We start from the raw sequence: 19,765 nt of genomic DNA, 5'->3' as shown, positions 1-19,765 counted from the left end.
TCTGTAAATGAACTAAAAATGTATTTTGTCTTTATTGTCCTCAATTATTTCTAGCCATGCACGCGTTGCGGGACTCATGGCAACAGTGGTATTCCAGGCCATACTGAGTTTCCAGTCTAGGTTTGGATTTTCTAATTCAGCCATATGGTATTTTGCCGCATCAAGTTGTTCACAATAAATTTTAGGCAGGAGTGCAATCCCGACATTTGAATCTACCATTTTGGCGATGAAGTCCCACTGGCTACTTTTACACACTACATTTGGCTCAAATCCGACGTAATTTGCCGCCTGTATAATGATGTCATTGAGTGTGAAGGTATCGTCATACAATAAAAAAGATTCTTCTTTTAATTCAATCAACGAAACGGTTTTTCGCTTACGCCACTGTGAGTTTTTTTTAGATAATAAACATAAAGGTGACTCCATCACCGGAATACCGCTCAACACCGGTTTCAAGTGACCCAAAATAATTCCCACATCGACCTGTTTTTTTAAAATGGCATTTTCAATACCCGTCGCCCCTACCTCAAAAAAGCTCAGTTCAATATTGGGGTATTTTTTATGAAACAGCGCAATTAACTGACTGAACAATACCGATGCCAATGGCGGTAAACCTAGAGTCAATTTACCTTGTTTTAAGGCACGAACTTGGGTGACTGTATCAAGCATCCGTTGTTGTTCATTCAATATCACTAAAGCATGCTGATAAATCTGCTCTCCCATATAGGTGAGCTGCGCTTCCCTTTTACGCCCTGCTTCACCTTTATGAAATAAAGGCACGCCGATCTCATCTTCTAACTGACGAATTAATTTACTAATGGTCGGCTGAGTGACAAAAAGCGCTTCTGCTGCATGACTAAAACTCTGTTTTTGTACGATGGTCACAAAGACTTTTAGGCTTTTAATGTCCATTATTATTCCATTCAAGCATAATTAATAATTAATTATTCATAATTATACAGGTTATGCACTTTTAAAATAGCGTCATCTCCTATTCTGCTGTTGTCTCATGGATACGCTTCCACAATCTACTTCAAAATTTACCCAGTTTCTTAAAACTTTAGCGCAGATAAGTTTATTGATATTGATCTGGTGGATCGGCTCTTGCATTCAATCATGGTTTAACTTGCCGATCTCTGCTGGCGTGATTGGTTTATTGCTCCTTTTAGCCGCATTGTTGAGTGGTTTATTTAAAATGCAGTGGGTCAAACAAGGCTCAGATTTTATTTTGGCTGAACTGGTTCTATTCTTTATCCCCTGTGTAGTTGGATTAATTAAATATCAAGATTTATTACTCAGCTCTGGCTGGCAGTTAATTTTAGCCGTGGTACTGGGTACCGTCTGTGTCATGGTGTTTACAGCATTTACGGTTTATTGGGGCTTTAAACTCGAGGCAAAACTTAAAGCGAAACACCAAACTGCGACAGATCATGATGTCAACACAGCAGGAAAAACCTTATGAACGATTTTGGGTTGAACAGCATCTCTGTATTGTTTTTCGTCCTGACCCTAATCGGTTATATTTTGGCGAAAAAGCTACATCGTAAGTTACCGTATATGGTTCTTTCCCCTGCACTATTCGTCCCGTTTGTGCTGATTATACTCATGCTTTGCTTTCATATTTCATATGACACCTATATGCAAGAAAGCCAATGGATTGTATGGATGCTCGGCCCTGCCACTGTGGCCTTTGCTATTCCCATCTATGAATATCGGCAAATTATCCGTCAGCATGCGCTGAGCATTAGTTTAGGCATCGTGATTGGCATGTTAGCTGGGATTATTAGTGCTTTTTATTTGGCACAGTTGTTTCAGTTTGACCAAGAAACGTCTTATAGCTTAATGGCACGTTCCATTTCTACGCCCTTTGCCATGGAACTTACCTCGAATATTGGAGGTTCAGTAGAATTGGTGATTCTATTTACCATGATTACTGGGATTGCCGGCGTGGCTATGGCTGACCTAGTTTTGGCTGGGCTTAAATTGCATTCACGCTTTGCACAAGGTGCGGCTCTTGGCAATGCTGCACACGGATTTGGTACAAGTAAAGCATTATCACGTCATAAAGAAGAAGGTGTTGCAGCCTGCTTGAGCATGGTACTTGCTGGAGTATTTATGGTATTGCTTGGGCCATCGCTTATTCATTTAGTCATTTATCTGTTGGGATAAAATAAAAAGCCCAGTGCAGTCTCTGGGCTTTTTAAATGATGATTTAAACTGTTTCATCTGTAAAACTATACAGCTAAATAATGTATTGCTATGACAAACGCTAAAAGACTCGACACTTCTGTGATTTCAATCGCGGCACCAATTGTATCTCCTGTCACACCACCTATACGCTGAATAAATTTCCATCGCAAATACAATAAAGTACAAATAAATGTAAGAATACTGACCACTCCAAGCCAGCTAAAATACAAACATGCACTTAGGCAGAGTATAAAGACCATGTATGCCGACTTGCGTCGAATAGTTTCTGCTATCGATGAGCCTAAGCCTTTTTCACGGACATACTGAGTTGTTAAAAACAAAAATAAAGGGGCTAAACGACCCAACATTGGAAATACAATCAATGCCAAATACATTTTCTGTTGTAGCAAAACATAAAGTGCCGACCATTTGAGTAAGCAAATCACGACGAGGCTCAAAACACCGATCGGCCCACATGCAGGGTCTTTCATGATGTTAAGTGTACGCTCGGCATCACCAAAGCCACCGACCCACGCATCTGCCGTATCAGCTAAACCATCTAGATGTAATCCACCTGTGAGCCAAATCCAAACTACCAGCAAAATACTGCTGAGTAAGATAATCGGCAGACTATGCAATGTAAAAGCAAGCAAGGCAAGAATGCAACCGATCAACAATCCCACCGCTGGATAAAACAACAAAGACTGTCCATTTTGCTGTTTCGATGGCATCGCTTTAAGTTGAATCGGGAAAGTCGTGAGAAACTGTAGAGCAATCCAAAAAGGTGTCATTCACTTTGCTCCAAAAGACGAATATTTGTACGATTTTGCACAATGAATGAATTTAATTGTCCCAATTCGGCAGTCATTTTTAATAAATCATCTAAGTGACTTTGCTGTGCCATACATTTCAATAATTTAATCACGCCGCCATGGGAAACCAATAAAACGCGGTGCCAATGATGCTGTTGAGCCTGCAAGACTAACTCATCTAGACCGCTTAATATCCGATGTTGAAATTGCTGAAGACTTTCTGCATTCGGTGGCGTAAATGTGCTGGGACTTTGCCAAAACTGTGCGAGTAACTCTGGAGTGTTTTCATAGATATGCTTGGTTGATACCGCTTCCCAGTCGCCAAAATGCATTTCTTGAAACTTCGCATTTTCAAACATTGGACATTTAAGTTGTTGAGACAAATCTAAAGCAAATAAACGGCAGCGCTGTAAGTCAGAAGTGATGATGACATCCCAGCTCGCTAAACCGTGTGTATGTATGACGCTCAATACATCATCTATGGTCTGCTGCATCTGCTGCCAACCTTTTTGCGTCAAAGTATCATCTGTAGAGCCACGTAAGGTATGGCTCAGTTCAGTCTCACCATGACGCAATATATCTAAACGGAAATGTTCCATTTAAACTTTTTCACCAATCACAGCAGCTTGTGCAAAAGTCGCCATGTTGTTATGTAAACGACATGCCAAACGAATTAAACCCAATGCCGCACCGGCACCGCTGCCTTCACCTAAACGTAAATTCAACTTTAAAAGTGGTTCAGCTTCAAGGGCTTGAAGTAAACGTTGGTGCCCATATTCAGCCGATTGATGACCAAAAAGCATCCATTCACGTACAGCAGGATTTAAACGAACAGCGACCAAGGCAGAAACCGTACTAATAAATCCATCCACGACCATTGCCAAACCCAATTGCGCACAGCGAATGTATGCTCCAACCATTGCGGCAATTTCCAAACCACCTACAGCACATAGAGCTTTAAAGACATCTTGGCCGACATAGTCCTGATGTAAAGCTAAAGCTTGATCAATCACTTGTTTCTTATGTGCCAATTGTTCAGCACGAATACCTGTACCAACACCTGTCAGTTTTTCGGCCGGCTCATTAAATAAAAAACATGCAACAGCAGAAGCCGAACAGGTATTACCAATGCCCATTTCCCCTGCGACATAAATAGACGCACCTGCAGCGATAGCATCTTCAACACTTTTACGACCAAGATTCATCGCTTCAATACATTGTGATTCGCTCATCGCAACAGTTTTAGCAAAATTTGCTGTACCCGCTGCAATACAGTAGCGCTCTACCCCTGCATATTCATAAGCTTCGCCTACCGAACCACAGTCAATCACTTGTAGTTTGGCTTGATACTCACGTGCAATGACACTAATACATGCACCACCTGTCGTGAAGTTTTGTAGCATTTGGCGTGTGACAGCTTGAGGATAGGCCGAAATATTTTCTTCCATCACGCCATGATCACCTGCAAAGATGGTGATCCATGGGAAATCGATATTAGGCTGATCCGTGTTTTGTAATGATGCAAGTTGCACCGCTACATTTTCAAGTTCTGAAAGCGAGCCCGTAGGTTTAGTTAGCTGTAACTGGTGATTTACCGCCTGTTGCTTAGCTTCGATACTCGGATTTTGACAGGGTTCTTGCCACCAGTTCATGCTTTATCTCCTTTTAAGATTATTGGAAAACCTGCAACACAAAACACCACATGGTCAGCAATTTGACCAATTTGTTGATGTAAGCGCCCAGATTCATCGACGAATTTTCGACTGATTTGTCCCATGGGAACAACGCCTAGTCCAGTTTCGTTACTGACTAAAATAATGTCTGACTTTAATGTTGGCAGCACCGTAAGTAATTTTTGGCATTGATGCTGTTGAAAGTCTGCTTGTTCATGCAGCAATACATTACTCATCCACAGCGTTAAACAATCGATAAGAATGGTTTGATGAGCTTGGTCTATTTCAACTAAGCGATCGGCTAAATACAAAGGCTCTTCAATCAGCCCCCAATGTTCAGGTCGGTCCGCTTGATGATGCTGAATTCGCTCCTGCATTTCCTCATCATAGGCTTGTGCTGTAGCCACATAGATGACGGCTTGAGCACTTTCTTTGGCTTTTTGTTCTGCAAGTCGGCTCTTACCTGAACGTGCCCCACCCAAAATGAAATGAATCATGACTGTGCCATCTCTATATTTTGTCTAAACTGATGTTGATAATAAGGACTCAACACCCCTTGTAATACTTGAGCCTGATAATGACCAAAAGTCAGCTGCTCGCTTTCAAAATCAAAGCTGTGCTGTTCAATTTGTTGGATTCTTTCAAAAATATCATCGCTATTCCATGCCTGTTTATACAAGCCCAATGTGATATGCGGACAATATTCGATTGGTGCAATTTCATTCGAACTTAAATTCAAAGCTTGACGTAGATGGTCTAACTTACGCTCTACATCCACAATTTCAATAAACAGCGCGCTTTGAAAGCTATTGATCTGACCTGTACATAACCGAATATTAGATAGCGATAACTGTCGAAGTTGTTGTTGGTGCAGTGCCAATTCATCTGCTGAGAAATTATCATTCCATCGTTGTTCAGAATGATCGAATAATTGGGTTTTATTCAGCTCTTGAAAAAAACCACAAATAAACACGGTAATATGAAATTGGCGCGTATTCGGCGTGTATAAAAGATCTGAAAACTGCGCTCGAAGTGCTGTAAGATATGCCAATAATTCAGGATCCTGTATTTCTATATACCACAAAGCATAGTGCTGACGACCTTGATGCCAATCGGGATAATCCTGATTGAGCGTCGGTACGACTTGCATTGAGGGTTTTAAAAACACAGATAAATCACTTTAAATTCAATCTGCTTTATTAAAGCATGAATCAAAACAGACTTTGCCCAATTTTGATTTAGTAATATTCATTTAAAGCTGAAATTCATTCATCTAAAGCATCTTTGTAAGAAAAAAATGCCGAGTCATACTCAGCATTTTGATTCAATATATATTGCGCACAGATAAGCATTATATTTTAGGCAAATTTCGCAGTATCTTTCTGATCTTGCGTTACAGCATGGTTTTTCCAAGATGTAAACTGCTCTGTGGACTGATCAGAAAAATGCTGCAACTGTATCATTACATTGGCCTCAATCTGTTCAATACGTTCCAGTTGTTCAAGCTCGTTTGTCTTTTTCAGTTCTGAAAATTGCAACTGGATAAAGTTGATAGCCTGATCCATCGAACATTGATTAACACTCACGGCATACATCAAACCATAGACAATACCTTGCTGTAGGTGCGTTGTCTCCAGTCCATATTTCACATTGGTCGCCAACGAGCCCAACACTCGTTCATTAATTGCAAGTTTACGTAAAGGATCTCGTGCCACACGCGCACACGGATCTTTATACGCATGTTCACAAGAGTTTATAAAGCTTTCTGCCAGTCGTGTTAAATCAAAAGCACGATTTGGTAAGCGCAGTGCTAAACCAGCCTTCACCTCGTCAATGAGTTCATGCATAAATTGATCAACACGATGATCTGCAAGTGCCACACCTATGGTTTGATGATTGAACAGTGCAGATTGCCAAGCCAACATGGCATGTACGCCATTCCATAAGCGATTTTTGATTAGCTGAATATCTTCAATATGATCGACCAAAATCATTTGACGCATTTTTTCTAACAAAGGACTGTTATTTTCTACATAGATCGGCATGTCAGATTCTGCGTTAAATAAAATTAAATCCATGCTTTGCAATATATGACTTGGGTGGAAATTTCGGCGCATATCCTCAACATATAAAGTGGCTTGACGTTCTTGATCAGGATTTAATTTCGTCGCATCTTCTAAGTCTAATTGAGCATCCACTTCAACTTCATCTAATTGAAACTGTTTGAAGATATTATATTTTATACGGAGCTGACGATATAAGTTTTGGTCACTTAACTTAGATACCATGCGGTTGACCACGGTATCGCAAAAATAGTGTTGTTGTATGATTTTCTCTGCAACGACCGCCCCTGCAAGCTCAGTTAAAGCCTGTTTTAAATGTGTCATTAATAATTGTTTTGCCCCAACTTTATTCAAAATAATGAGCATCGTTAGGGGTTCTATGGCTTTTTCATCATGTGCAATATGTCGTGCATACAAGCCTTGCGCAATAGTTTTGGCTTCTTCTGCAATCGCTTTTTCAGGCAAACAGATGGCAACCAAACTCGACTCTGTGTACATCTCTTGCATCTGCTGAATATTTTCAGCATCAATGACTGCCATGTTTTCAATGCGTTCGTCATAAGACAATTGACCATAGCGAATACAATAGGTACCAAATGCATTGACCGCAGAGCGATATAAAGGGTTACGTGTCGAAGCATAGATTTTTTTCGGGCGAGTATAACCATCCCAATGCGACAAAATTTGTGCTAAATAACCACCACCAATCGCCCCAAAACCATGAATACCAACAGTGAGCTGATTAAGGGTTTGTGGAAAAGCCTCTTGCACATGCGGCATCTCTAAATGCGCAGTGAACGGGTCAAGTTCCGTCAAACAGTCATACATACATTCATAATAATATTTGGCTTTGGACAGCATGTTTTGATTGGGCGATTTAATATCTTTAAACAGTACGGTAATACCGCCAGCGTCAAAGGCCGAAGTCACACCATTTTCCGAGTCTTCAAACATCAAACAATCAGCAGGATTTAAATTCAGCTTTGCGGCAGCACGCATAAATATTTCAGGATGTGGCTTACCATTTTCAACTTCATCACCGCAAACCAAGACATCAAAGAACTTATACACATTGGCATTGATGAGATATTCTTCTGCGATTGCACGGCGACTCGATGTTGCCACGGCCATCCTCAGTCCTGACTTGCGTAAGCGTTCTAATACTTGAACCAAACCTTTTTTGATCGGTACACCAAACTGACGAACATGCTCCAACTCTAATTCATCTGCGCGTTTGCGAATATCTGCGTATGGAATGTTTTCATCATATTCGGCTTGGGCCAATCGATGCGCGCTTTGTGCACTTAGCCCCAAACAATTCATCAGATATGATTCGGAAAACTCAACACCGGTCAATTCAAGAGATGCCTGTTTCAATGTTTGAAACCGTAAACGTTCAGTATCAAACATTGTTCCATCCATATCAAAAATGGCGCCCAGAACCAAATCATTATTAAATTTAAGCATTTAACCTCCGTTATTTTTTATGTGAAAAGAATAACGGAGAAAACTATTGATTCAGTACTTTGAGAATTAATGAAACAATTGTGATTATTTTTTAATCAAAGTGCTTGCTTTAAACATCTATTTTGTAAGATCAATCACCGATCAAGTAACATCATGTAATCAAAGCCCACTATTGTCAGGATAGTCCTATCTTCACACCGACCTATTGAAGTAAGTCTACAAGTCTCTGCATATTTCACTCAGGTACTCGCTTCACGGTTTGAGTTTTGATTTGAAATAAAAAGAATACGATTAAACCAAGCATCACTAAAAATAAAAAATAATACGGAAATTCTTTGTGCCATTGATATAAACCCGTACTAATCAGTGGCCCGACAACAAAGCTCAAAGCCTGAGTGGCTGTACACCAACTTGCCACCTTAGTCTGTAACGCACTGGGCGCCGTTTGCGCTGCACCCGTTGTAAATGCAGGGATTAAACATGCAACCGATATACCATATAAAAGATATGTAGCTTGAAATATCTGTAATTCAGTAGTGAAAACCGAAATCAGCAAGGCTGCTGCCATGCTAAACAGCCCAACCCACAGTAAGCGATATACGGACCAATTTAAATACTTAGAAATCAGCGTTTGCATAATCACCAAAGCGATACCCACGACGAGAGAACACTCTGCAAAATGCACTGCACCTTCTGCAGCAGTCATATTAAAGCGGTCTTGAATATAAAACCCGGCCGTTAAATTTACGGTCACGATGGCAAGATAGAGACTGAATCCCAACATTAACCATGGATAGCATTGCTGAATGCTCAAATCTGTAGATGGTGACTCATGCTTTTCTGTCACTGGCTTTTCAACGCTATGCTGTTCGGTATGTCGGTCAAAGCTGAACACCAAGACCACAGAAATCAACGCTAAAATAATAATTGCTGCCCACAGTGGCGTCATGATTCCACCAAAGCCCAGCAGCAAGGTGGTTAGAAATGGACCAATGATCACGCCTGCACTATTTAATGCACCGAATTTTGACATTGCTTGTGAACGCTGCTGCTCATTGCTAAAACGGGTCATCACATAAGTTTGCAAGGCAATCTGTGGCATCGCCATAAATACCCCAGTCGCTGCGCGTGACAACATTAATAAACTAAATAGCAGCAACATCCCTATATGAACAGTAAGGCCATACATCAACACGGCTGTAAATATCCCCCATGTCACAGCCATGCCCACAAAACCGATACTCAAGAGTTGATAAATCGAAAACTTAGATTGATTTTTTGAAATGTAAATCGCACCAACAGCCATCAGCAGCGCACCGACGGAAACCATCGCACCGCCTTGTAGTTCAGAAAGTTTTAACTCACGAACCAATGGCGCCAACAGCGGCAATATCATCGAGAAACTTGCACCATTGGCAAGACTGGCAGCAATAAACAGTTTGTTATTTCGATCCATTATTTTTGTTATCCATTTTTAATGGCTACGTTATAAACAATAGAGGTGACTTAAGCTACCTCTATTTTGTAAGTCACGATACCGTGCTTTAAACCTGATTCAGGCTTTAAATCAGTATTTCACCGTATAACTTAAACCGTAGGTGCGACCTTGAGCCGCTAGGCTAGAAATTGGGCCATAGACAGTTTCAACCGACTGACTGTATACCGACTTATAATCCGTATTCCACACGTTGTAGACACCAAAGCCCACATTACCCGGTCCTACTTTTGCATTGGCAATCACGTCCATCGTTGCAAAGCCTTTAATTGACGCTGCTGGAGCAGATCCATATTTCACAGCGTCTTTTTGGGCTTTGTCTGTACCGCCAATCGCTAAAGCTTGAACACGTAGGCTCATGTCATTATCAAATTGCCACTCTGAAAATGCTGTACCTTTTAAAGGTGCTACACGAATGGCATCCAATTCTTGCCAGTCACCTTGGGTATTTTTAAATTGGCCCGTGGTATATGCAACTGTGCCGCCAACTGTCCAATTTGGTTGAACTTCATAACTGGCATTGGCTTCGACACCATAGATACGTTCATCGGTATCAATAACATCAATGGTGTAATTCGGCGCACCAAATTTCAGGCTTTTATCTGAGTCATTATAAAAAGCTGTCACTCCTGCATTTAAACCACCGGCATTTTGTACACGCCAACCGAGTTCATAGTTATTGACTTTAATCGGGTCAATGGTTTGGCTATTAATCACAGAATTTGCAGGCACATCACGCAGCATACGTTGCACATCGGGCAAGTTTGAACCTTGTGAGAAATTAGCAAACACTTGCTGTGCATCTGTTAAGTGATACACCGCGCCAACATTAAACAGCGTTGCATCATGTTTTACATTGCCGCCATTCAGTGTTTTCGCCACATAGCCTGGGGTTAAATCTGCAGTAATGGCTTCCATATAAGGCACAGATGAATCGACATCGCTTTCTACCCGCTCATGGCGAATACCAGCTTGTAAGCCAAGTCGGTCGGTTAATTCATATTGCACTTGGGCAAATACCCCAAGTTTTTCTGTTTCAACATCTGGGCCAAAGGCATAGTAGTTAAACGGCTGATAACTCAAACCATTACTTTGAATAAAGGTTGCGCTGTCATACATCTGGATATTTTGTTGATCTTTTTCATTTTCATAGTCCACACCATAGGTTAGCCCCAGTTCACGACCATTTAAGTTAAGATCTTTTTGTAGAGCAACACGTGCGCCTAACACATCAATATCGGTTTCTGACTGATACACCAAGAAGAGTTCAGGGGTCATTTGACGTGCAGATGGGAACCAACGTGCCTTTTCATTTCGATAATACGTTTCAGCGTTTAGACGATGCCCTAAAATATCCTGATTTTCATATTGTGCATTGATGCTATAACGTTCAGTTTGTGGTTGTTCAGCAAGTTGTAAACCTTTTACCGCATTTAATGACAACGGCAGCTTGCCACCCACGGGCTGTGAGCGCAGCGCATTTAAATTTGGACCATAGTCAGGGCCATAGTCACTATCTTGCTCATCATTATAATATTGCGCACCGAAACTCAGCGTTTGACCATCGGCAATTTTCCAACTGACGCGACCATTTAGATCTAAGGTGTCGGTATCTTGACGGTCTGTTTGCGCAATTTCAGGTCCAATACGGTTGCCATGGCTATCTTGTATTTCACCACGTTTGGTATAGCTAGCACCTAAAGTTCCGCGTAAATTGCCTTGATTAAAGTTCATGGTTTGAGCAGCTTCATAAGCTAACGCATCGGACTTAAAGTTATTACCAGAAGTGACACCGACTTTCGTTTCAAAACTCAGCGGTTCCGATCCACCACGTTTGGTGATGATATTGATAATACCGCCTGTTGCACCTGAACCATAAATACTACTTGCACCTGAGACCACTTCAATTCGTTCAATCATCGACGGGCTAATACTTGCCAGTTGTCGAGATCCATCACGATATCCCGTTTGCGGCACACCATCGATCATGTATTGCACCACACGTCCACGCATGGTCATCCCATAGTTAGACGTTGTACCACTCGATGGAGTCAGTGATGGCACCAATAAACCGACAATATCGGCTGTGCTTTTACCTGCATTAGCTTGTTTTTCAATTTCTTCTTTAGGAATGCTGTACACCGTACCCGCAATATCGGCAATGCTTTTCGCAGAACGGGTTGCCGTCACAACAATCGGTTCCATTTTAGTAGCTTCTGTAGTTTGTGTTTCAACTGCTGTATTTTGTGCAGTGTCTGTCGTGACGTCTTGCGCATAAAGCTGAGTGCAAATTGCTAAGCTGAGACAAGTCAGTTGCATCGGTAGAGCTAAACGTTTCATATTCTTTTCCATTTCTTAGAGTTCCGATTGAGTCGGAAGAGTTTGAGTTTTTAAATTTTGTGTTTTTAAAACAATGCGTTGACTAAGTAAGACACTGATTACTGAGCCGATTGCCAATACCCAGTAAAAATATCCATAGCCTAATGATTTTGCGAGAAAACCTGAAAATGCGCCGCCAATGAAGTACACAAGCAATTCAAAGCAAACTAATATAGTGAAATCGGTACCCGCCTGTTCTTTAGAACTGGTCTGCATGAAATAGGCATAGAGTGATGTCATGGCGATATAACGAATGGCTAGCATCAACACGACAAATACACCTAAAAGCAGATGCCATTGATTCAACCATCCCAATACAACGGCTGCCCCAATGACGGCATATAGCAATGTACGTAACCATCCTGCCCAGACCAACAATTGCGTCGCTTTGATTTTTTTCAGCAATACAGCTGCACTAACAGCTGCAATCAGGCCGACACCGGCACCGACCACAGACATCAACACCCCGATCTGAGACAGTGACCATTTTTGATCGATCAACATGGGATTCAGCATTGCCATAGCGGGTGCTTCCACCACGCGATAACAAACAATGAGCAGCAAGGCCCAACGAATCTCAGGTCGTTTAAACGCTTGTCGTAGGCTTGGTTTGGCTTTGGCAATTTGAGTTTGAGGCTCTTCTTGAATAAAAAACACAGCAAACATGGTTAAAAATGTCAGCAGCGCTAAAGTTGTGAGCGCTGACTGCCAACCCCAATATTGGTAAATCCATAAAGTCGCAGCGCCACCGAGCATACTACCGACGGCCACCCCAATACTTTGTGCCATACTGCCCAGACGGTAATTGCCTTCGGTAAATTTCTCTACGGTATAACCATCAATCGCAATATCTTGCGTTGCCGCAAACGTTGAAATCCATAAACCAACAATGACAAATAAAGTCAGCCCATAAGAAAACTGCGTAAAGGCTAAAACCAGTACCCCCAGTACCAATGCGATTTGCGTAAACAACAGCCATGTTTTACGTTTACCGAGTTTTTTGACATAGAGCTGATCGATCCAAGGCGCCCAAAAAAACTTGAATGCCCATGGAATGTAAAGCAGCGATAACATGCCAATCCAACGTAAATCTACCCCTTGATGTCGTAAAATGGCAGGCAAAGCTACATTGTAAAAATACAAAGGTAATGCATGTGCTAAGTACAAAATGATCACGACGCTCAAACTCAGGACTGAAATTTGAGATGGTGAAATTGCATGATTTAATTTTCTTGAGTGTTGTTGCATATCCACCTCTGCACTGCCCATTGCAGCGCATCAGACTGTTCTAATGAAACGTAATAAGGCACACGCCACGCTGCATGCAGTGCGGGTGTGTTTAAACGTTTGAAGTCATCTGGATCTTGCGCAATACGCACCAGACCCAAACAATATTGAAAAAAGAGATGTTTAAACTTCTTGTACCAAACGGCCTGTATTTGCCGATATTCTTCTGGAAAAGTTGTTCCCTCAGCCGTTTGCATAACCAAAACAAAGGGCTGACTTTTCAGAAAAAAGCGCTCAACTTGAGTCAACCATTGTTCAAACTCTTCCACTGAAACATGCGCTGAAAAGCGCATGTCCAGTATGTGCATGTGGGTGCAGCGATAACTCATGACACCGCCTTAGCTAGTTGCTGATGCTGAAATGCCTTGGAGTCGTTTAAGTAATGACCGAATTTTGCATAAAAAGTTTCTCTAAAGCAGTAATACAACATGGCAGTCTTTTCAGGCATTGGGATTAGGCGCTGCGCTTCATAGCACATGTCTTCAACTACGACGGCATAAGGCTTCACACTATGATCAGGCTCTCCCACAATCTTGGCTGATGCGGCATTTTCAAAGATATAAAAACTCAATAAACGCATGACGGGACGTAAATAGCCTTTACCAAAAACGGACTTTTCACCAAATAACAAATGCCAACCTAGATCTAGCTCGTCACCGTCGTAGTACAAACCTAATCGATCCCGTTTTCCCTCGTAAATCTCTGTGTAGCCCACATCTTTACCGTTTACCCCTACGATCAAAATTCGGTGATGATCATCTGCCAGCATTTTTTCGTAATACACTTTTAGTTCAGTTTCTGACTTATTGAGTTGCCACTGTGGAATCACATGCGGTTCATGCATCCATTTATGAACCAAAGCCATATCTTCTGGATATTGCATTTGTCGTAAGTAGTATTGCGTCTCATTCTCATAGTATTCATAAAAATCAGGTAGTTGTCGTGATAACGTTGTCATGATGTCGTCCTTTAAATTTATTTAATCTTTTCTGTTCTTAGCTCAAAAATCTGCTTATGACGCAATACGGTTGGTTGTCGTTTTCTGCTCAGCCGTATGCTGTTGTTTCGCCCACTGATTTAATGTGTTTGGACTCACAGGATTTGCAATTGGGTCTAAAAATACAGGTACCGGTCGTTCTGCTTCGTCGTTATAACTGGTAGTAAACAGTCGAACTCGGTTCAGACAAATTTTCTCGAAACTTGGACGGAACATACTGAATTTTTCAATACGATCTGCCAATTCAGGATGTGCTTGATGAAATTCGTCGATCACGCTGGAGATGGTTTGCCAAAACTCAAGTTCTGTATGCTCTGGATAATCTTCAAGGAAGACATTACAGATATAGCGGTAATGCACCATGAATAAACCTGTAAAGATAAAGTGACTAAGTTCTTCAGCAGGATGGCGCAGTAAAATTTGCCCTTCGGGTGGTAAATTTTCGAGTTCTGGAAAATCTTCATCAACTAAATTGACATCATCAATAAAGTCCTTCAGCACCATTTTTTTCGGTAAGCCATTTTCATGGATCAACATGGTGTTTTCACCGTGCGGAGAAAAAGCTAAACCATATTTGTATAAGCAAATTAGTAGCGGTGTTACACAAACTTCGGCAAATCGTTTCAGCCATTGCAAAGGCGTCAAACCTGAAGCCTGAATCAACACGGATAAAATAGATTGACCGTTTATGTCTCGATGTAACAATGCGGCTTGGGAAAGTGCCATCTCATGTTCACCAATACATGGCTCTACACTTTCACGCCATAAGCACCCAAACAATTCTTTAAATTGGTAAGGCGCACCGTCTATCTGATCAAAACATGGCTGTTGCAAAGTTAAACTTGCAACTTCACCCAAAAATGCTACCTGTGTTTTTTGCAGGTCTACATCATGATATTGAATGTCCTTCAGCCAAGCGGTCACCGCAGGTGCAGCCAAATTTCGTTTTGAAGGCAAACCTCGATAGACCGCCGTATTAAAGATACTGACAGGTAACTTCACATAATGACGTTCAGGATGACTGGTATTGCATAAGGTACGAATGGATTGCATTGGCACATAGTCATCTTGTCCAATGTCCAGCTCTACAATGCGCTGATCGACGATTTCATTGGCATAGGTCGGGATTAACCACTGATGCCACTGCCACGCATGTACAGGAATAAAATAATACTCAGCAGCATCTACGGCTTTGTCCGCCAATTGCTGTTGAAAATCGTGTAATTGCGCAGAATTCAATTCATGGCGATATAAGCTTTTCGCATCCCAAGCCTCGGTCGAACGAAACTCAGCTAAATCACGATGAACAGCTAACCACAGAACTTTAACCGTTGGAGAAATCTCTGGTGCTGAGCTTAAATAATCATCATAGCCAAAGCCCATACGGCCTTTACTCATAATGAGCCAAGGGTGTCCACGCAACATACCTTCAATTTGATAGTGCGGTGCTGACAGCACAGCCTGACTCAGCAATCGCTGTTCATCAAAAACGTGTGCTTCAGCCAACCATGTATTGTTCATTTCTTTAATCAAATAGGCCTTGGTAAATGGTTTCACCTCAGCTTGATTTGAAAAAGCACGAATAAATTCATGCAGATTCCATGCGGGCTCTGTTGTCGATTCACTTAACTCTCGAACGCTCCCTTCAACAATACGCCAATGCCCAAGCAGAAACTGAGTCGCTTCAAATTGATACGTTTTGTCATCCAGATTGAGTTGCCAAGTGTTATTTTCCACTTGCTGAATCTGAATAATTTCTTCATATAAGAATTCAGCAATCGCCATTTCAATCAGTCTTTGCCCTGCACGGCGCCACTGCGTTTGATTTATCTGTAATTTTGCAAATGTCATTATAATTTCTCGAGTTTAACCGCATTCTGTTCTTGCTTATTCGGCATGGTCGTATTGCGGTTCATTGCATAGTTGGCAATGGTTTTTTTAACGGATAAAGGTCTTTGGATATTGGTTGGCGCTGATTTCTTCACAATGCCCATACTGTGCATTTCAGTATTTTCACTGGGTGAAAAATGTTGGAAACTTTGTGCTTGATCGCCTAAATCGTATAAGTCAAAACCCAATAATTGATTAGCAATGACCGCTGCACGGTGAGCACCCAGCCCTAAATCTGGTGTTCCTACGCCGTGGCTGTGCATTTCCTGATTTTGAACAAAAATTTCACCGACAGCGTCATGCTGTACGCGGTAGTCCTGACTAATTTTCCAGCGACCGAATTCATCACATTGAATCAGTGGTTTTAGATATTTGAGATATTGCCACTCTGGACTGTGATATCCCGTTGAAGCCACGACAAAGTCCGCATCTAGATAGAATTGTTCTGCCGTGACTTTATGCTGAAACTGCAAACGGATGCCCGCACCATGAGGCTCGGCATCGACCAAACCCACCTGAGCATGTAAATGCGTCTGTTGAATATTTTGACCAATACTCCGGTGATACAGTTTTTGGTAAATATCACGGATGGTTTTTGCACTGATGCCCTTATATAACAAACCTTGTTGTTTCAGTTGTTCGGCTTTATTTTCAGGACTTAGTTGATAAAAGTGCGTAGTATAATCCGGACTAAAATGCTCTAAACCCAGCGGCGCATATTCCATCGGGAAAAAACCATTAGAACGGGTCAGCCAATGCAATTTAAACTGCGCTGTTGTCGTCTGATCCTGCAAATATTGACGATCAAACAGATCCATAAAAACTTCGGCCGAAGACTGGCCTGATCCCAGTACAACCACATTCCCTTTCAAGTGATTTAACGCTGCATTGCAATAATTTGCAGAATGTAAGCAGCGCTCCGGATATTGCTGTTGTATGTCTTTTAGACACTGTGGTAAATGCGGAATATTGCCCGAACCAATGACCAAATTTCGACATTGATAACGTCTAAAACGTCCATCTTGTTCAACCATGACTTCAAAGCCTTGCTCTTGGGCATAAATGGCTTTTACGGTTGATTGATATTGAATATGCTCTAGTTGGTCTGCAACCCATTGACAATAATGGTTATATTCACGTCTAGGAATCTGAGCTTGTTCTAAAAAATAGAATTTGTATAAACGCTGCTGCGCCTTTAAGTAATTTAAAAAACTAAAAGGACTGGTTGGATCGATCATGGAAACCAGATCGGCCATAAACGGCACTTGCAGTACTGTATTGGGCAATTGCATACCCGCATGCCAGTCGAACTGTGGTTTCTTTTCAAAAAATTGATACTGCAAATGATTTTGCTTATGTAGCAAACTCGCCAAACTAAGGTTAAATGGCCCTAAGCCTATCCCAATAAAATCAAGCATATTGCACATCCTTCTGTTCCACACATAAAGGATTTGGCAACTGTACATAAACCGATTGCTGATCGACTGGGGCAATCAATTCATCCAGCTCATACAAGCGCGTCAACAGATTACCCTTATACGGCAAGGTCGGCTGATACAGTAATGAAGGAATCAATGAACTTTCTGGATATGCCCGATGTAAGTCCAAAAGTTCATTTTGCAATATCGATATCAACACTTGCTCTGTGACATATCCAGTTGCACCAATTGCATTGATAATGCCGAATAAAGTATTACCAAAGAAATAATAGCTAAAGCGCTCATCGACAAAGGCTTTGGAACCCACGGCATGCGCTTTTTCTTGCAACTCTGGAAATACGCTTAAGACTTCACCTGCAAGTTCTTCAATATAGTAAAAGCCTTGATTGTCGCGCAGCCATAGATATTTAGGCATTGCATGTTCAAGCTCAAGTAAGACATTTTGCTGATGTGATTCAAAAGCCATTCCGTATTGATGGTACATATACATCAGTGGTTTCAGACTAATTGCCAAAAATTGTTTAAACCAATTGATCGCAATGGCGCTTTGATCAAGTTCAGGTTGTTGTTTTGCTATTTGTTCAAATAAGGCATTAAAACGGCTTTTCGGCTGTGCTGGATGATCTTGGCATAATGATGCAATACAACTCACCTGCTGCTTTTCACTAAAAGGCTGATCACGGAAGATGCAAATAGTTTCATCGACGATTTCATCATCTATGTTCAATGCCATCCATGCAGGATCATTCACCGCTTTGAGCGTTGGGCATTGTTGTAAAATACGTTCACCAAGACTTGAATGCCAAAGTCGATGGGTCATTTCACCACGGTGACATTCTTTGGCAAGGTTAACCCGAATTGAATTGGTGATCATTACAGATAGTGATGGTTTTAACATCCACGGCGCTGCAAAACTTGCCATAGTGCGTACCGAAGTTGTTGGTGAAAATGCCCAACCTTTCTCGCCAAAATCGATAATTTTTAATTTGGTTTTTAAGTTTTTAAACCATGTTTTTGACTGTAAATAACGTGCTTGCCAAGGATGCAAAGGCAATAACTTATAATGTGAATAGGCATTCAGTAGTGCTTGATCAGTTTCTGATAAATGCCATTGCAATTCACTTTTCAATTGCGCTGATACAGCTTGATCTAAAGCTGAACCTTCTTGAATATATTCTGGAGCTACCAACCAATAATGCAGTTGGCTTAGACCTTTGGCTTCTGGCGAATACCTTTCCCAATCTTCATGCACAAAACCGACCCGACTTTTCGGTGCAGGATGCATGCTGTGCCCTAAAATTAAAGCTTGTTCCGATTCAATGAAACTTTGTTCCGCTTGGACCAAAGCCTCAAAATCATGTTCACGTAGTGTCAAAAATTGAATAAGCGCTTCACGACTTTCGATCCAACGCTCCAATAATGATGAAGCATCCAGTGTATGACCTGACTCTTGTACGAGCTGTTCAAGTAATAAGCTCGCGATCGCGGTGATACTAAATGACTGTTTCTGTCCCTTGTTAAAGACGTGTGGGAGATCTGCAAGACGATGTCTACCAACAAGGCTGACATAAGATAGTGGTACAAATAACTGTGATTGTATGCAATCTAAAGGGATGCATAACAACGTCAAGCCTTGGCTAAACGTCAATTGTGATGAATTCTGTTGATACTTTTCCAGTAAAATACCTTTACCGGTTTCTTGTGAGTATGCATTGACAAGATGCTGCATCGCCAAGCGATTTGCAAGCTCTTTCATCTGACCATATCCTCTATTTTTAAGCTTTTCCAAGCTTTGTCATGTAATTATGTTTCTTTAACTGTGCAAGTAATCCTTAGTACGCTCGCCAGCGTGAAACCATGTTAATGATAATCATTATTGTTAATAATTGCATTTTTGTGAAGATTTGCTACAGGATTGCAAATTTGGTCTTATCTCTATGTATTTAAAAATTAATTTTTTTAATATGAACTTTTCTGTTTTTATTTATACAATTTTCTGAAATGGAACTAAATGATAATTTTCTCATTTAGCATTGAACAAATAAATCATATTGCTTATTTTTTAGCCGAATT

Annotated in this window: 17 protein-coding genes; 2 read left to right on the top strand and 15 right to left on the bottom strand. The window is 41.2% G+C overall.

Annotation, left to right across the window (positions count from 1 at the left end):
* Nucleotides 1-12 precede the first annotated feature (12 nt).
* On the bottom strand, nt 13-912 hold the full coding sequence (locus FTU13_RS06365; RefSeq protein WP_180011413.1) for a LysR family transcriptional regulator: 900 nt from the start codon (nt 910-912) through the stop codon (nt 13-15).
* Nucleotides 913-1,009: 97 nt separating this feature from the next.
* Here FTU13_RS06365 and FTU13_RS06360 point away from each other — a divergent pair, with 97 nt between their 5' ends.
* Nucleotides 1,010-1,462 carry a CidA/LrgA family protein gene (locus FTU13_RS06360; RefSeq protein WP_180127687.1) on the top strand — a complete coding sequence of 151 codons (453 nt, stop codon included), beginning with the start codon at nt 1,010-1,012 and terminating at the stop codon, nt 1,460-1,462.
* Nucleotides 1,459-2,169 (top strand): LrgB family protein, encoded by a 711-nt coding sequence (locus FTU13_RS06355; RefSeq protein ID WP_180026276.1) that lies wholly within the window; start codon nt 1,459-1,461, stop codon nt 2,167-2,169. The genes FTU13_RS06360 and FTU13_RS06355 overlap by 4 nt, the downstream gene beginning before the upstream one ends.
* A 65-nt stretch (nt 2,170-2,234) precedes the next feature.
* On the opposite strand, the gene FTU13_RS06350 is transcribed toward FTU13_RS06355, so the two are convergent.
* From FTU13_RS06350 to FTU13_RS06285, 14 genes are all read right to left on the bottom strand, one after another.
* On the bottom strand, nt 2,235-2,981 hold the full coding sequence (locus FTU13_RS06350; protein ID WP_180127689.1) for an adenosylcobinamide-GDP ribazoletransferase: 747 nt from the start codon (nt 2,979-2,981) through the stop codon (nt 2,235-2,237).
* A complete protein-coding gene (locus FTU13_RS06345; protein ID WP_180127691.1) occupies nt 2,978-3,601 on the bottom strand; it encodes a histidine phosphatase family protein in 624 nt (207 codons plus the stop codon). The genes FTU13_RS06350 and FTU13_RS06345 overlap by 4 nt, the downstream gene beginning before the upstream one ends.
* The gene (gene cobT, locus FTU13_RS06340; protein ID WP_180127693.1) at nt 3,602-4,654 is read right to left on the bottom strand and encodes a nicotinate-nucleotide--dimethylbenzimidazole phosphoribosyltransferase; all 1,053 of its coding nucleotides are present in this window, start codon (nt 4,652-4,654) and stop codon (nt 3,602-3,604) included.
* Nucleotides 4,651-5,172, bottom strand: a complete 522-nt coding sequence (cobU, locus tag FTU13_RS06335; RefSeq protein ID WP_180127695.1) for a bifunctional adenosylcobinamide kinase/adenosylcobinamide-phosphate guanylyltransferase — start codon at nt 5,170-5,172, stop codon at nt 4,651-4,653. Before cobU ends, cobT begins: the two co-directional genes overlap by 4 nt.
* Nucleotides 5,169-5,843: a 2'-5' RNA ligase family protein gene (locus FTU13_RS06330; RefSeq protein ID WP_373423872.1), complete on the bottom strand. Its 675-nt coding sequence runs from the start codon at nt 5,841-5,843 to the stop codon at nt 5,169-5,171. The genes cobU and FTU13_RS06330 overlap by 4 nt, the downstream gene beginning before the upstream one ends.
* Nucleotides 5,844-6,033: 190 nt before the next feature.
* A complete protein-coding gene (mtlD, locus tag FTU13_RS06325; protein WP_180127697.1) occupies nt 6,034-8,205 on the bottom strand; it encodes a bifunctional mannitol-1-phosphate dehydrogenase/phosphatase in 2,172 nt (723 codons plus the stop codon).
* Nucleotides 8,206-8,440: 235 nt separating this feature from the next.
* A complete protein-coding gene (locus FTU13_RS06320) occupies nt 8,441-9,661 on the bottom strand; it encodes an MFS transporter (RefSeq protein WP_180127699.1) in 1,221 nt (406 codons plus the stop codon).
* A gap of 111 nt (nt 9,662-9,772) precedes the next feature.
* Complete coding sequence (locus FTU13_RS06315; RefSeq protein WP_180127701.1) at nt 9,773-12,040, bottom strand: TonB-dependent receptor; 2,268 nt, start codon at nt 12,038-12,040, stop codon at nt 9,773-9,775.
* A gap of 15 nt (nt 12,041-12,055) precedes the next feature.
* Entirely contained in the window at nt 12,056-13,327 is a 1,272-nt protein-coding gene (locus tag FTU13_RS06310) for an MFS transporter (RefSeq protein WP_257226733.1), read from the bottom strand.
* Complete coding sequence (locus FTU13_RS06305) at nt 13,303-13,695, bottom strand: hypothetical protein (protein ID WP_078190999.1); 393 nt, start codon at nt 13,693-13,695, stop codon at nt 13,303-13,305. Before FTU13_RS06305 ends, FTU13_RS06310 begins: the two co-directional genes overlap by 25 nt.
* Nucleotides 13,692-14,324, bottom strand: a complete 633-nt coding sequence (locus tag FTU13_RS06300; RefSeq protein WP_111884324.1) for a GNAT family N-acetyltransferase — start codon at nt 14,322-14,324, stop codon at nt 13,692-13,694. Before FTU13_RS06300 ends, FTU13_RS06305 begins: the two co-directional genes overlap by 4 nt.
* A gap of 54 nt (nt 14,325-14,378) precedes the next feature.
* Nucleotides 14,379-16,214, bottom strand: a complete 1,836-nt coding sequence (locus tag FTU13_RS06295; RefSeq protein ID WP_180127705.1) for an IucA/IucC family siderophore biosynthesis protein — start codon at nt 16,212-16,214, stop codon at nt 14,379-14,381.
* Nucleotides 16,214-17,671 carry a lysine N(6)-hydroxylase/L-ornithine N(5)-oxygenase family protein gene (locus tag FTU13_RS06290; protein ID WP_180161100.1) on the bottom strand — a complete coding sequence of 486 codons (1,458 nt, stop codon included), beginning with the start codon at nt 17,669-17,671 and terminating at the stop codon, nt 16,214-16,216. The genes FTU13_RS06295 and FTU13_RS06290 overlap by 1 nt, the downstream gene beginning before the upstream one ends.
* Nucleotides 17,664-19,448, bottom strand: a complete 1,785-nt coding sequence (locus FTU13_RS06285; protein ID WP_180127709.1) for an IucA/IucC family siderophore biosynthesis protein — start codon at nt 19,446-19,448, stop codon at nt 17,664-17,666. Before FTU13_RS06285 ends, FTU13_RS06290 begins: the two co-directional genes overlap by 8 nt.
* Nucleotides 19,449-19,765 lie beyond the last annotated feature (317 nt).

Origin of the sequence: Acinetobacter sp. YH12064 (assembly GCF_013419735.1) — a bacterium.
Taxonomy (GTDB): Bacteria; Pseudomonadota; Gammaproteobacteria; order Pseudomonadales; family Moraxellaceae; genus Acinetobacter; species Acinetobacter amyesii.
Note: the sequence above shows the minus strand (reverse complement) of the source record. Positions and strands in the feature narration are given on the sequence as shown.

What these genes read in the sequence shown, in the direction of transcription:
- FTU13_RS06365 (WP_180011413.1), bottom strand. Translation starts at nt 912, where the DNA reads ATGGACATTAAAAGCCTAAAAGTCTTTGTGACCATCGTACAAAAACAG.
- FTU13_RS06360 (WP_180127687.1), top strand. Translation starts at nt 1,010, where the DNA reads ATGGATACGCTTCCACAATCTACTTCAAAATTTACCCAGTTTCTTAAA.
- FTU13_RS06355 (WP_180026276.1), top strand. Translation starts at nt 1,459, where the DNA reads ATGAACGATTTTGGGTTGAACAGCATCTCTGTATTGTTTTTCGTCCTG.
- FTU13_RS06350 (WP_180127689.1), bottom strand. Translation starts at nt 2,981, where the DNA reads ATGACACCTTTTTGGATTGCTCTACAGTTTCTCACGACTTTCCCGATT.
- FTU13_RS06345 (WP_180127691.1), bottom strand. Translation starts at nt 3,601, where the DNA reads ATGGAACATTTCCGTTTAGATATATTGCGTCATGGTGAGACTGAACTG.
- cobT (WP_180127693.1), bottom strand. Translation starts at nt 4,654, where the DNA reads ATGAACTGGTGGCAAGAACCCTGTCAAAATCCGAGTATCGAAGCTAAG.
- cobU (WP_180127695.1), bottom strand. Translation starts at nt 5,172, where the DNA reads ATGATTCATTTCATTTTGGGTGGGGCACGTTCAGGTAAGAGCCGACTT.
- mtlD (WP_180127697.1), bottom strand. Translation starts at nt 8,205, where the DNA reads ATGCTTAAATTTAATAATGATTTGGTTCTGGGCGCCATTTTTGATATG.
- FTU13_RS06320 (WP_180127699.1), bottom strand. Translation starts at nt 9,661, where the DNA reads ATGGATCGAAATAACAAACTGTTTATTGCTGCCAGTCTTGCCAATGGT.
- FTU13_RS06315 (WP_180127701.1), bottom strand. Translation starts at nt 12,040, where the DNA reads ATGAAACGTTTAGCTCTACCGATGCAACTGACTTGTCTCAGCTTAGCA.
- FTU13_RS06310 (WP_257226733.1), bottom strand. Translation starts at nt 13,327, where the DNA reads ATGCAACAACACTCAAGAAAATTAAATCATGCAATTTCACCATCTCAA.
- FTU13_RS06305 (WP_078190999.1), bottom strand. Translation starts at nt 13,695, where the DNA reads ATGAGTTATCGCTGCACCCACATGCACATACTGGACATGCGCTTTTCA.
- FTU13_RS06300 (WP_111884324.1), bottom strand. Translation starts at nt 14,324, where the DNA reads ATGACAACGTTATCACGACAACTACCTGATTTTTATGAATACTATGAG.
- FTU13_RS06295 (WP_180127705.1), bottom strand. Translation starts at nt 16,214, where the DNA reads ATGACATTTGCAAAATTACAGATAAATCAAACGCAGTGGCGCCGTGCA.
- FTU13_RS06290 (WP_180161100.1), bottom strand. Translation starts at nt 17,671, where the DNA reads ATGCTTGATTTTATTGGGATAGGCTTAGGGCCATTTAACCTTAGTTTG.
- FTU13_RS06285 (WP_180127709.1), bottom strand. Translation starts at nt 19,448, where the DNA reads ATGAAAGAGCTTGCAAATCGCTTGGCGATGCAGCATCTTGTCAATGCA.